A 13,625-nucleotide genomic window follows, 5' to 3' on the forward strand; every position below is an offset into this window, starting at 1 on the left:
CCGATGAAGTTAAATGAACGGCAGAAAAAGATACTCCAAATCGTCAAAGAAAATGGTCCGATCACAGGAGAGCAAATTGCGTCCGAGCTCTCCTTGACGCGGGCGACATTACGACCAGATCTCTCGATTTTGACGATGACAGGAATGCTCGAAGCGCGTCCGCGCGTCGGGTATATGTATGTTGGTAAAAAGAACGCCTCGATGCTTCATGAGAAACTCGACACGTTGACAGTCGGCGAGTTCATGTCTTCTGCCAAGGTGATTCATGAGAGTATGACCGTTTACGACGCAATCGTTCACTTATTCTTAGAAGATGTCGGTTCGCTCTTCGTCGTTGGCAATGATCATGCACTCGTTGGTGTCTTATCACGAAAAGACTTTTTACGAGCTGCAATCGGGAACCAAGAACTCGATTCATTGCCCGTTAATATCATCATGACGCGGATGCCGAACTTGACAGTGTGTGAGAAAACGGAAACATTGATCGGGGCCGGGATGAAGTTGATCGAAAAACAAATCGACTCGATGCCTGTCGTTGAAAACAGTGATGGCATCCTGAAAGTCGTCGGACGGATGACGAAGACGAACATGACGAAAGTACTGGTCGCGTTAGCAAGAGATGAAGAAATTTAAGAGGAGGCTCACAGATGAGACAACGTATTTATGTAGTCAGTGATTCAGTGGGTGAAACGTGTGAACTTGTTGTTCGTGCAGCAGCGATTCAATTTCCGGAGCGGGCGATTGAAACAGTCCGGATCCCATTCGTCGATGACGATCAAGTGATTTATGATCTCGTTTTGCATGCGAAAGAAGAGCGGGCGACGATTGTTTATACGATCGTCCATGCGAAGCACCGTCGTTTGCTTGCGGAGACGGCGAAGGCTCACGAAGTCGAAGCAATCGACTTACTTGGACCGTTGCTTGATACGATGGAAGATCGACTCGGGATGCAACCTAAAGAAGAGCCAGGGCTAATTTATCGTTTGGATGAGGAATACTTCCGGAAAATCGAAGCGGTCGAATTCGCTGTGAAGTATGATGACGGTCGGGATCCACGCGGAATTAAACGGGCTGATATCGTCTTGATTGGTGTCTCACGAACGTCGAAGACTCCTCTCTCACAATACCTTGCTTTGAAACGGTACAAAGTTGCGAATGTTCCTCTCGTTCCGGAATCTGTACCACCAGAAGAACTTTTCGATATTCCGAAAGAAAAGTGTTTCGGATTATTGATTTCTCCTGAGAAGTTGATTGATATCCGGATGGAACGGTTACGTTCGCTTGGTTTGAAACCGGAAGCTGCCTACGCACAAATCGATCGCATCAATCGTGAACTTGATTATGCGAAAAAATTGTATGAGCGGATTGGCTGTCAAATCATCGATGTGACAAATAAGGCAGTTGAAGAAACAGCGAACTTGATTTTGACGGGAATTTCAGGAAAGGCACATGACTAGTCAAGAAAGTACTTGCGTAGTATACTAGTCTAGCTGATAAATGAGATGATGCAATTTTTCCAATGAAACGGAACGAGTATTCGTTCCGTTTCATTGCGGGTATATATATAAGAGTTGAGAAGAGGAGGTGGGACGATTGAAAAGAATTCCGGATGAACTGGTCGATCAGGTTCGCCAAGCGACGGATATCGTTGAACTAATCTCTGAACGTGTAGAATTAAAAAAACAAGGGAATCGGTATTCAGGGTTATGTCCATTCCATTCAGAAAAATCCCCCTCTTTTTCGGTCTCGCCTGATAAAGGAATGTATTATTGTTTTGGTTGTGGAGCGGGCGGAAACGCCATCACCTTCGTCATGGAAACGGAAGGGATGAGTTTTCCGGAAGCCGTCTCGAAACTCGCTGATCGAACGGACGTGACATTACCGGAGTTCGAGCGATCTGATCAGACTGAATCGACACCAGATCAAGAAAAGAAATACCGGATGCGTGAAGCGCATCGAATCGTTGCTGATTTGTACCATGAAGTCATGTTACAGACAGCCGCTGGTGACGCCGGTCGTGAATATCTTGAAAAACGGGGAATTGGCGAATCGGCGATGCGTGAATTTAAACTCGGCTATGCTCCAGACCAAGAACGTTTTACAGTCGACTCCTTGACCCGGCGTAATTTTGACTTGGATGAAATGGTGGAAGCTGGATTGATTTCTGTAGGTAGAGATGGCGATTATCGCGATCGATTTAACGGCAGGGTCGTCTTTCCGATTTCAGATCGTGATGGCACGGTTGTTGGATTCAGTGGACGTTCCATTGATGGAAGAGACCCGAAGTACGTCAATACGGCAGAGACACCGCTCTTCAATAAAAGTGAATTACTGTTCGGTTTTGCACAAGCACGGGGCGCGATGCGTAAAAATAAACAAGTTGTGCTCGTAGAAGGCAATTTAGATGTTGTACGAGTCGCTCAAGCGGGTATATCCTATACCGTAGCCTCTTTAGGAACGGCCTTAACTCCTGTCCATGCACAAAATCTTGGACGGATCGTCGATGAAGTCATTATTTGCTATGACGGAGACAAAGCCGGTCGGGCAGCGACGATTAAAGCATTACGTCTTCTTGAAGATGTTGCGGTAGATTGTTCCGTCATTCGGCTACCGGATGAAGAAGATCCGGATTCGTACATCGGAACTCATTCCGAAGAAACATTTATTCGTCTAGTGGAACAAGAACGGGTTTCAAGTCTTGAATTCAAATCTTTTTATTTTCGTCAAGGAAAAAACTTGCGATTAGAAGGAGAACGCGTTCGATATATTGAAACTATGCTTGAGGAGATTAATCGGACAACGAATCCTCTGCTTCGAGATATTTATCTTGGTAAGCTAGCGGAAGAATTTCAGTTATCGAAAGAATCGTTATTGTCACAAGTGAAACCGTTACAAGCACCTAAAGTAAAGCAGGAACGTCGCGTCGAGCGACAAACGAACGTCGCAGCACCTCAAGACCGAACATTTACGAACTGGAAGCGAGCAGAACGTTTTTTACTTGCTTACATGATTCGGTCAGAGGAGGTTGGAATGGAAGTCCGAGATCAACTCGGAGTCGATTTTAATGATCCGGCGCATCAGCTGATCGCCGGTAAATTATATGAGTTTTATGGAGCAGGTGCTCCGGCAAATCCGGACCGCTTCTTGACGATGTTACAAGATGCATCGCTTCAACGAATCGTCGCCGATTTAGAGTTTATGCTCATGCCGGAGTACGATCCGGATTTGTTGAGTCATTATATACGCGCCGTTCAAAATGAACGACAACGACGGACACTCGATGAAGAGAAGTCACGTTTGAATCAACAAACAGATATCCGTGCTCAAGCGGAACTAATGCAGGCAATCATCGAACGGAAACGACGCTTAAAAGATCGATGACCTGTTGCATGATGTGGAAGGAGTGTATGGTTCGATGGCAGAAAAAGCAAGATCAGAAGCAGAAATACTCCGTCTCGCGAAGGATGAACTAATCGCGCTCGGACATAAAAATGGGGAACTATCGCATCAAAAAATCGAAGATAAGCTCAGCTCATTTGAATCGATGGATGCGCAACAATTTGAAGAGTTTCTTCAATTGTTAGAGACTGAAGGTATCAAAGTAAACAACGATGGTACGGGTGACGATAAAGAAGAGGCGGATTTAAACGATCTCTCTGTCCCACCAGGTGTTAAAATCAATGACCCTGTCCGGATGTACCTGAAAGAAATCGGTCGTGTCGATCTCTTGAATGCAGAGGACGAAGTCGAACTTGCAAAACGAATTGAACAAAACGATGAAGAAGCGAAAAAGCGTCTTGCTGAAGCGAACTTACGTCTTGTCGTCTCGATTGCAAAACGTTACGTCGGACGTGGTATGTTGTTCCTCGACTTGATTCAAGAAGGAAACATGGGATTAATCAAAGCGGTCGAGAAATTCGATTATACAAAAGGATACAAATTCTCGACCTACGCAACATGGTGGATTCGTCAGGCGATTACCCGTGCGATTGCTGACCAAGCACGTACAATCCGGATTCCGGTTCATATGGTCGAGACGATCAATAAATTGATTCGTGTTCAACGTCAGCTCCTACAAGACTTAGGACGTGAACCGACGCCTGAAGAAATTTCAAAAGAGATGGAAATCACACCTGAGAAAGTACGTGAGATTTTAAAAATCGCTCAAGAACCGGTGTCACTCGAAACACCAATCGGGGAAGAGGACGATTCGCATCTCGGTGATTTCATTGAAGATCAAGACGCAACGGCGCCTCAAGACGCAGCTGCGTATGAATTATTGAAAGAACAACTTGAAGATGTCCTCGATACATTGACGGACCGGGAAGAAAACGTGTTACGTCTTCGTTTTGGTCTTGATGATGGTCGGACACGGACGCTTGAAGAAGTCGGTAAAGTATTTGGTGTTACGCGCGAGCGGATTCGTCAAATTGAAGCGAAAGCTTTACGTAAACTTCGCCACCCGAGTCGTTCAAAACGTCTGAAAGACTTCTTGGATTGATTTTAAAAGTGTGAAGAAAATATGAAAATTTGGTGAGAAGGAAGAAAAAGTTTTGTTTTTTTCTTCCTTCTCTGTTTTTTTTACAGTAGAATAGTAACGGGGAATACCATTCAGTCACCAACTTGGTTGGGTATAGAATATGGGGGGAAATCCAAATGCGTAATCCATTAGTACCGTTCGCAGCGATTGCGATCATCGCAATCATTGCCATGATTTCATTGTCATACTTTGGCGTAGATCAGGCGAAAGAAGCTGAAAAGGGTCCATCAACAGCTGAAATGAAGCCAGAAGATCTATTTGCATCAAAAGGATGTACAGGATGTCACGGCGGCAATCTCGAAGGCGGAGCAGGTCCGAACTTAACTAAAGTCGGTGCGAAGCTGAAAGAAGAAGAAATCAAAGACATCGCTATGAATGGTAAAGGGCAAATGCCTGGGGGTCTTGCTAACGACGAAGAAGCCACTGTTTTAGCGAAATGGCTTGCAGAAAAGAAATAAGTCAAAAACATCTGTCTCTTCTCCGAGATAGGTGTTTTTTTCTTGTACGAATTTGGGAAAAGCCATACAGCACGGTATTTCTTTTTTGGGCTAAGTCAGCTATTTTAAAAAGAGATGGATTAGAAAGAGGAAGGATGACATACATTGCAAACACACGTCACATTAGATCAACGATTAAAAAAAGTAGTCTCATATATTCCACAAGGAGCAGTCCTCGCGGATATTGGTTCCGATCACGCATTCGTCCCGTGTTATTGTATCCAACAAGGCTTAGTCGAACGTGCCATCGCAGGCGAAGTCAATGTGGGGCCGATGGAAGCGGCACAAGGGCAAGTCGCGCTTGTTCAATTAGACGAACAGATTGAAGTACGTCTCGGGAGTGGTTTGACGGTTCTCACTCCAGGAGAAGTAACGGCTGTGACGATTGCCGGCATGGGTGGAACGCTCATCGCAACGATTTTAGATGAAGGGAAGGCGCATTTATCGGGCGAAGAACGCTTGATTCTTCAACCGAACGTCGATGCTGTCGATGTTCGAAAATGGTTACTTGAACATGGATATGCGTTACTGTCGGAAGCCATCGTTAAAGAGAATGGAAAGATTTACGAGATTCTCGTTGCAGAAAAAGGAGAAGAAATGATTTACGCAGAGGACGCGGACATCCGGAAGTGGGAATTGTTATTTGGACCGCAACTCATGCGAGAAAAAGCACCTGCTTTCATTGAAAAATGGCAAGCAGAACAACAAAAGCGTCAATTTATTTTAGAACAAATGCAGCGTGGGAATGACTCGGAGCTCCTCCAAGAAAAAATCACGACAATCCGCCGCTTGATCGAAAAAATGGAAGAGGTGACGAGCTGATGGCGAACGGTCAATTCATTATCGAACAGTTCGAAGCATTTTCACCGAAAAAATTTGCGATGCCGGGGGATCCGATCGGTCTACAAATCGGTACGCTGAATAAAGACGTGAAGCGTGTCATGGTGACGCTTGACGTCTTGGAGTCGGTCGTCGATGAAGCAATTGAAAAAGGCGTCGATTTAATCATTGCCCATCACCCGCCGATTTTTAGTAAATTAGCGCAAGTCAACGATCAATCGGCGACTGGAAGAATCGTCATGAAGTGTATCGAACATAAGATTGCCGTTTACGCGGCACATACGAATCTCGACGTAACACAAGGCGGTGTTAATGATTTGATGGCAGAAGCCATCGGACTGACCGACACAACGGTTTTGTCACCTACATTTGAAAACGCGGTCTATAAGCTTGTTGTCTTCGTTCCGCAAGAAGCCGTACAACAGGTATCAGAAGCGCTTACGAAGGCAGGAGCGGGACAAATCGGTGCTTACAGCGCCTGTCAGTTTCATAGTGTAGGGACTGGGCAATTTAAACCTGAGACTGGGACAGTACCTTACATTGGCAATGTCGGACAAGTCGAACGAGTTTCTGAAGTCCGAATTGAGACGATCGTTACGGAACTGAATCAAAAACAAGTGATTCGTGCGATGAAAAAAGCGCACCCCTATGAAGAAGTCGCTTATGATATCATGCGCCAGGAGCGGACAGCTGAGCCGTTAGGGCTTGGCAGAATCGGTTACCTCGAACGACCAGTGTCGTTACGTCAGTTCGCAGAACATGTCCGTGATGTGTTCGGTGTTGAAAACCTGCGTTTTGTGGGAGAATCGGACCGCCTCATAAAAAAAGTCGCCGTACTCGGTGGAGACGGCAATAAACATGTTTCAACAGCGGCGTTTGCCGGGGCAGATGTCCTCGTGACGGGCGATCTGTACTTCCACGTCGCCCATGATGCAATGGCGCTCGGCTTGGCAGTCGTCGATCCTGGACATCACGTCGAGTCAGTCATGAAACAAGGCGTCGTCAATGAGCTGAAGAAACGTTTTGAGGAACGAAAAATCCGCGACGTCGAATTGGTCGTCTCGACGACAAATACGAATCCATTCAAATTTTTATGAACGCAAAAAACCGTACTGCACTTTAAAGTGCAGTACGGTTTTTTGCGTGTAGACAAAGTGATATCGGAAGGTAAAAGCGTCATGTTTCGTTGCTTTTCCCGTAGGAGTCAACGAAACATGACGCTTTTTAGGTAATACCGTGACGAAAATCCAGGCATGCAGACGGTTTAAAGCGAAATCCGTCTTGAATCGCTTTAGAACCGCGAAAAGCAATCGGTCGCGACCCTGCAGCTTTGCTGTAACGGCGCGGAACATTGCCGCTTTGAAGACGAGGCGAGACAGGGAAGCGCGAACTGATAACATCTCGCTATAGAATTTTAGTTCTTTATAAGAGTTTGTCTACAGTCTAAAAACCGTACGGAACCTTAAGGTTCCGTACGGTTTTTAAATGTCTATTACAAGATTTTTACTTTTGGTAAAATCCGACGCAATTCAAGAAATGGTGTTTTATCATGTGTGCTGATATCAGCTGGGTCATACTGCTGTAAGAAATCGATGACTTTTTTCGTGATTGGTGTTGGTGTAGAAGCACCTGAAGTGACACCGACTTGATTCACGCCTTCGAGCCATGTTAAATCAAGTTCAGTCAAATCACCGATACGATGAGCTGGGGTACCTGCGATATCAAATGAAACTTGTGCCAAGCGATTCGAGTTGTTCGAACGTGGATCGCCGACGACGATCACAAGATCACAATCGCCCGCTTGATCGGCGACAGCTTCTTGACGGACTTGCGTCGCGTTACAAATTTCATTATGGACTTCGACGTGCGGGTACTTTTTACGGACATGTTCCATTAAGGCCTGGACATCCCATTGGCTCATCGTCGTTTGATTCGTGACGATGATTTTTTTGGTTGATAAGTGGGCAGGCAATGCTTCGATGTCTTCGACTTTTTCAATCAAATGGACATGTTCAGGAGCGACGCCAACTGCACCTTCTGGTTCCGGGTGTCCGTGTTTTCCGACGTAGATGACTTCATAGTCATCAGCGACGACAGTCCGGATTAAATCATGTGTGCGCGTGACATCAGGACATGTCGCATCGACGACTGTTAATTTTTTTTCAGCAGCGCGCGCATAGACGGCAGGTGAAATTCCGTGCGCTGTAAAGATGACCGTTCCTTCTTTAATGGTTTCGAGTGCTTCAAGACGATCAGGACCATCAACTGTCAAAACACCCATTCGTTCAAATTCATGTGTAACGTGAGCATTATGGACGATCATACCGAGAATATGGATAGGTCGTGGCAAGTTTTCATTCATTGCGGCTTGTTGCGCTAACTTCATCGCGTCAACGACACCATAACAATAACCACGAGGGCTGATTTTTTTTACTAACATAAGTGTTGATTCTCCTTTAGCGTAGAAAGAATGATTAGTTAGAGTGTACCATTGATTGCAGATGATTGAAAATAGAGGAGTCTATTCAAGAGTGATAACATGATATACTAATTGAGTTGTAAAAATCATGGAGAAGGAGGCAATACGTTGGAGACAAAAAAGATGATGCGGTCTTACTTTTTTCAAATCACCGCTGTTTTGTTCATTCTAATTTGTCTGGTCATCGCGGCACTTGCTTTCACAGCTGACCGTGTGACGATTTCACGGGTTGAACAGCAAACGGAAAAACAAAGTGAAAACAGTGTTGAGGTCTCGAGCAACGCACTCCGTGATAGTATCGGGAATTTACATGAAGAAATCATGGGTCTGCAATTGAATGTCGACAATATGAATGAATTAGAACGAGTCGTTCGCGAAACGAACTTACTCGATATCGATACGGGTTTTAAGAGTTTCTTCTACTATGATTTAAAGACTAAAAAATTCACATGGTTTTCTAGTGAAGATCGACGCATCCGAAATTCAAAGATTCTAGAAGATGATGATTTTCTTCAGGCCTTGACGAGTACAGACTTTCATATGAGTAAACGATATCCGTTACAGTCGGATTATCTCACGTATATGTATGTTCCGGTTCGTAACGGCAGTGAACGGGTTGGGATTTTTGGTGGTGGATTAAGTCTGATGAATTCACTTGTCTTTCGAAATTCACTCGAATCGTTCGACGACGAAACGATGGCCTATCTTTTTAACAGTAAAGGAGAGCCACTCGCGACTTCGCGAAACCTCGTGACCGACAAAGAACGTGTCTTGACTCAAAGTGTCGTCGACCGGGCATTTCAAACAGTAGAACCATACGATATCTTCAGTACGAACAAAGACATGTATTATTTTGCACGTGATTTAAAAGTGACGGATTGGAAAATTCTTGTTCGGACACCCCGGAGTGTCTTTTACGAACCCGTGTATACGACACGGCAACAATATCTTGTCATCGCAGCGTTGACGCTCGTCCTCAGTCTAATCGTCGGGTACCTCATGTCACGTCAACTGACAGCACCCTTACTCGAGCTCGTACAAAAAATCGAAAAAAGCACGACGCCACAACCGATTGAATTGGAACGATCGGGGTCGAACGAAGTAAAAACATTAGTGTCTGCTTACAATGAGTATGCCCAGCGGATGGAAAACGCGCGAGTCGAACAATTGAGTCAACAACAAGCGATGTTACACCAAGAAAAATTAGCCTCGCTCGGTCAGCTCGCGGCAGGAATCGCGCATGAAATCCGCAATCCATTGACGCCAGTCAAAATGACGCTCCAACTTTTGACGGAGCAAGAGAACAATAGTCCGGAAATGTTGGCGTTAGCCTTATCAGAACTAGATCGTGCCAACGCAATGATTGAGACGATGCTCGACCTCTCTAAAGGTGGCGGCGAGGTATTAAAGATGTCGATGATTGACATGAACGAATTCATGAAAAAATTTAAATTCATCATGGAAGCAGAAGCGCGTTTACACGCCGAGACATACGCAGAAGCAGCAGATTGTAAAATTTATACGCCGGCGCATATGCCGAATCTCTATGCCTCTGAAAATGGATTGTCACAAATCTTGTCGAACTGTGTTCGTAATGCCTTACAAGCAGTGCAGTCGCGTGGTGCAGATGGGATTTGTCATTTGCATCTACACGTCTACACGAATCAATTCGTCTTCATTGTTCAAGATAATGGTGTCGGCATGACAGAACCCCAACTCGAAACGATTGGGCAAGCCTTTAAGACATCGAAAGCGGATGGCAATGGTTTAGGTCTCTATATGTCAAGTCGCATCGTTCGTGAGCATAATGGAAAAATTGAGTTCGATAGCAAGGTTGGTGTCGGTACGACAGTCCAAATTCACTTACCACGAGGAGGAGACCAGGATGAAGTTTAATAAGTCATGGTTGCTTGTCCTCTTTGTTTGGACGGCCTCAATCCTGCTGATTTCAAATCTGTTCGTAGGTCAGGAGGAAAATCCTGACCGTGACGTTGTCGCCTTTACAATCGTCAACGATAAACATGAATTCGCCCAACGGTTGATTACAGCGTTTAAAGCCGAGGCAAAAGCAAATAAGTATGAAGCCGTCGTGGCGACGTCACATAACTCCCGCATCAGTGAACGAGAGCAAATTCGTGAATTCATCAAATTGAAGGTCGACGCGATATTTATCACGACGTTTGACGATGTTTATATTACGAGCGCATTAGAAGAAGCAGAAAAAAATGGGATTCCCGTTTTTGCGATTGACCGATTGATTCGATCTGATGCAGTCGTCAGCTCGGTGACGTCGAACAATCAGATGATTGGTGAACAACTTGCTTCATATGTCAAAAACGAACTGATTAGACGAAATGGAACTGCAACAGGAAAAGTCGTTGAAATTACGGGGACGACGAACATACACACGACGAATGAACGGCATACCGGATTCGTTAAAGGAATCGTGACAGAACCCGGGATATCGATTGTCAATTCAGCAAGTGGTGACTATGATCCGGTGACATCAGAACGCGTCATGCGTCGGATCATCGAGTCCGGTACGGAATTCGATGCGGTCTACTGTCACAATGACGATATTGCGTTAGGTGTGCTCGAAGCCTTGAAAAAAGCAGACATTTCCGGAAAAATAGTTGTCGGAATCGACGGGAATCGTGCTATATTAGAAGCTGTTGACATGAAATCGATGGATGCGACGGTTGTCCAGTCCGCTGAAGAGATGATGCAAGTCGCCTTCAGCGCGTTGAAGCTTCATACGAAAAATAAAAAAATTCCAGATCGTTTCTATACGTATTCTTATCTGTATGACGGTAGTAGACCCATACCCATGTTGAACTAAGTAAATAGATGATAAAAGTGACACAATCACTTTTAGTTGTTTAAGCAGGAGAAAGGAAGGTGACGAAGATGAATGGATTTACCCATTTTGATTTGCACCCGTTCGTCGTCGAAGCACTCGAAGACGCACGTATTAAAAAACCAACGGATATTCAATCACGGATTATTCCGGCTGCCCTTAAGGGTCGCGATATCATTGGTCAATCACAAACTGGAACAGGGAAGACCTTGTCATTCCTCTTACCGATGGTTCAAAACATCAATCCAGAATTACAAGAAATGCAAGCAATCATCGTTGCACCGACACGTGAATTAGCATGGCAAATCCACGAAGAATTAAAATCAATTCTCGTGAAGAACCCAGACTATATCAAAACGAGCCTCATCACAGGTGGGATGGATCGTGAACGTCAAATCGGGCGCGTCAAAGTTTCACCACAAATCGTCATCGGGACGCCAGGTCGCATTTTAGACCTCTTTAAAGAGCAAGCGTTAAAACCGCACTTCGTCAAAAACTATGTCATCGATGAAGCCGATCAGATGCTTGACATGGGCTTCTTACCAGAAGTGGACCGGATTGCCCAAGCACTTCCTGAGAAACTTCAGATGATGGTTTTCTCAGCGACGATTCCTGAGAAACTTCAACCGTTTCTCAAGAAGTATATGAACAACCCACGTTATGCACATGTTGATCCAAAACAACAGACGGCGAAAAAAATCGTCCACCATACGGTTCCCGTCAAGCACCGTGATCGTTCAGACTTAGCGTTGAAATTAGCGAAAGCACTCAATCCGTATATCTGTCTCGTCTTTACAAACACGAAAACAGAAGCGATTGAACTTGAAGCATCATTCCTTGAAGCAGGCTTAAATGTCGGTTCACTTCACGGTGACCTACCAGCACGACGCCGGAAACAAGCAATCAAAGAAATCAATGAAGCGAAATTCCAATACGTCATCGTAACGGATCTAGCAGCACGCGGCATCGATATTTCAGGTGTCTCGCATGTCATCAACCATGGCATTCCAAAAGATCTTGATTTTTATGTCCACCGTGTTGGACGGACAGGACGAGTCGACCAAGAAGGACTTGCGTACACGCTGTTTGAAGATCATGAGAATGGTTCAATCAACCGTCTTGAAGACCGTGGCATCGAATTCATCAATGTCGATGTCAAGAGTGGTCAAGTCAGCGAAGTCAAAGAGCGTCGTCGTGCGAAACCACACATGAAGACGGCTGTCTCGAAAACGGCACATAGCCGTTTATCAGGTGAAGCGGCTAAAGCGAAAAAACGCGTCAAACCTGGCTATAAAAAGAAACACCAGTATAAGTTAAAAGAAACAGCAAAACGTGAGCGGATTAAAGAACAGCGTGGCGTCGGACGTGCAGAACGTAAGGCGAATGCGAGTAAATCAAAATAAGTCACGTTTCCCTACGGATGAGAAGAAGCTTCTCGTCCTAGGGATTTTTTGTTTTTTTTCCGACGTTTGGTACACTGTAAGTAGAGCGAAAGGTGGAATAGAGGATGAAAATTGGTTCACACGTCTCCTTATCGGGGAAAAAGATGTTACTTGGTGCAAGTGAGGAAGCGGCGTCATATGGCGCGACAACGATGATGGTGTATACAGGAGCACCTCAAAATACACGAAGAAAACCGATTGAGGAATTACGGATTGCAGAAGGATTATTACACATGGAGGCAAATGGGATTGAAGAGATTGTCGTCCATGCCCCTTATATCATCAATCTTGGCAATACGACGAAACCGGAAACCTTTGAATTAGCCGTATCATTCTTGGCAGAAGAAATTCGACGCGCGGAAGCACTTGAAAAGGCGCAACATATCGTCTTACACCCTGGTGCCCATGTCGGTGCCGGTGAGGATATCGGAATTAAACGAATCATCGAAGGATTGAACGAAGTCTTATCTGGAAATGAAAAAGTAAAAATCGCACTCGAAACGATGGCAGGGAAAGGGTCTGAAATCGGGAAGACGTTTGAAGAATTGGCACAAATCATTGATGGGGTCACACACAACGACCGCTTGTCGATCTGCCTCGATACGTGTCACGTCCATGATGCAGGATATGACATCGTCCACGATTTAGACGGGGTACTCGAACGGTTTGACCGGGTCGTCGGTCTCGATCGCCTTGGTGTCATCCACGTTAATGACTCGAAAAACGTCCGTGGTGCGAAAAAAGACCGTCATGAAAACATCGGTTTTGGTGAAATTGGATTTGACACATTACATCGGATCGTCCATCATCAAGCGCTTGCTCATTTACCAAAAATTTTAGAGACACCGTATATCGGGCTTGATCCGAAAAAGAAAGTGGCACCCTATAAAGAAGAAATCGCGATGTTGCGGTCAGGGAACTTTGATGCAGAGTGGCGATTACCACTCATCGGAACATCCATTTAAACGAG

At 45.1% G+C, this 13,625-nt stretch carries 12 protein-coding genes; 11 read left to right on the forward strand and 1 reads right to left on the reverse strand.

What is annotated here, in order from left to right:
• Nucleotides 1-3 precede the first annotated feature (3 nt).
• The 7 genes from ccpN (at nt 4) to KNQ02_RS05875 (ending at nt 6,974) form a co-directional block, all read left to right on the forward strand.
• Nucleotides 4-633: a transcriptional regulator CcpN gene (ccpN, locus tag KNQ02_RS05845; protein WP_029332945.1), complete on the forward strand. Its 630-nt coding sequence runs from the start codon at nt 4-6 to the stop codon at nt 631-633.
• 14 nt (nt 634-647) lie between these two features.
• Entirely contained in the window at nt 648-1,457 is an 810-nt protein-coding gene (locus KNQ02_RS05850; protein ID WP_029332946.1) for a pyruvate, water dikinase regulatory protein, read from the forward strand.
• A gap of 136 nt (nt 1,458-1,593) precedes the next feature.
• On the forward strand, nt 1,594-3,381 hold the full coding sequence (dnaG, locus tag KNQ02_RS05855) for a DNA primase (protein WP_159173848.1): 1,788 nt from the start codon (nt 1,594-1,596) through the stop codon (nt 3,379-3,381).
• A gap of 34 nt (nt 3,382-3,415) precedes the next feature.
• Nucleotides 3,416-4,501 carry an RNA polymerase sigma factor RpoD gene (rpoD, locus tag KNQ02_RS05860; protein ID WP_012369736.1) on the forward strand — a complete coding sequence of 362 codons (1,086 nt, stop codon included), beginning with the start codon at nt 3,416-3,418 and terminating at the stop codon, nt 4,499-4,501.
• A gap of 155 nt (nt 4,502-4,656) precedes the next feature.
• The gene (cccA, locus tag KNQ02_RS05865) at nt 4,657-4,998 is read left to right on the forward strand and encodes a cytochrome c550 (RefSeq protein WP_029332948.1); all 342 of its coding nucleotides are present in this window, start codon (nt 4,657-4,659) and stop codon (nt 4,996-4,998) included.
• 144 nt (nt 4,999-5,142) lie between these two features.
• Nucleotides 5,143-5,859, forward strand: coding sequence for a tRNA (adenine(22)-N(1))-methyltransferase (locus KNQ02_RS05870; RefSeq protein WP_214807484.1), 717 nt, complete (start codon nt 5,143-5,145; stop codon nt 5,857-5,859).
• A complete protein-coding gene (locus KNQ02_RS05875; RefSeq protein ID WP_088836561.1) occupies nt 5,859-6,974 on the forward strand; it encodes a Nif3-like dinuclear metal center hexameric protein in 1,116 nt (371 codons plus the stop codon). The genes KNQ02_RS05870 and KNQ02_RS05875 overlap by 1 nt, the downstream gene beginning before the upstream one ends.
• 395 nt (nt 6,975-7,369) lie before the next feature.
• On the opposite strand, the gene KNQ02_RS05880 is transcribed toward KNQ02_RS05875, so the two are convergent.
• Nucleotides 7,370-8,317, reverse strand: a complete 948-nt coding sequence (locus tag KNQ02_RS05880) for a 4-hydroxy-3-methylbut-2-enyl diphosphate reductase (RefSeq protein ID WP_029332951.1) — start codon at nt 8,315-8,317, stop codon at nt 7,370-7,372.
• A 147-nt stretch (nt 8,318-8,464) separates the two neighbouring features.
• Here KNQ02_RS05880 and KNQ02_RS05885 point away from each other — a divergent pair, with 147 nt between their 5' ends.
• The 4 genes from KNQ02_RS05885 to KNQ02_RS05900 all read left to right on the forward strand — a co-directional run bounded on the left by KNQ02_RS05885 (nt 8,465) and on the right by KNQ02_RS05900 (nt 13,620).
• The gene (locus KNQ02_RS05885; protein ID WP_088836563.1) at nt 8,465-10,252 is read left to right on the forward strand and encodes a two-component system sensor histidine kinase NtrB; all 1,788 of its coding nucleotides are present in this window, start codon (nt 8,465-8,467) and stop codon (nt 10,250-10,252) included.
• Entirely contained in the window at nt 10,242-11,195 is a 954-nt protein-coding gene (locus KNQ02_RS05890) for a sugar ABC transporter substrate-binding protein (RefSeq protein ID WP_214807487.1), read from the forward strand. The genes KNQ02_RS05885 and KNQ02_RS05890 overlap by 11 nt, the downstream gene beginning before the upstream one ends.
• A gap of 68 nt (nt 11,196-11,263) precedes the next feature.
• Nucleotides 11,264-12,616 (forward strand): DEAD/DEAH box helicase, encoded by a 1,353-nt coding sequence (locus tag KNQ02_RS05895; protein ID WP_034801484.1) that lies wholly within the window; start codon nt 11,264-11,266, stop codon nt 12,614-12,616.
• A gap of 104 nt (nt 12,617-12,720) precedes the next feature.
• Nucleotides 12,721-13,620 (forward strand): deoxyribonuclease IV, encoded by a 900-nt coding sequence (locus KNQ02_RS05900; protein WP_088836565.1) that lies wholly within the window; start codon nt 12,721-12,723, stop codon nt 13,618-13,620.
• The last annotated feature ends 5 nt before the right edge of the window (nt 13,621-13,625 follow it).

Origin of the sequence: Exiguobacterium sp. s102 (assembly GCF_018618635.1) — a bacterium.
Taxonomy (GTDB): Bacteria; Bacillota; Bacilli; order Exiguobacteriales; family Exiguobacteriaceae; genus Exiguobacterium_A; species Exiguobacterium_A oxidotolerans.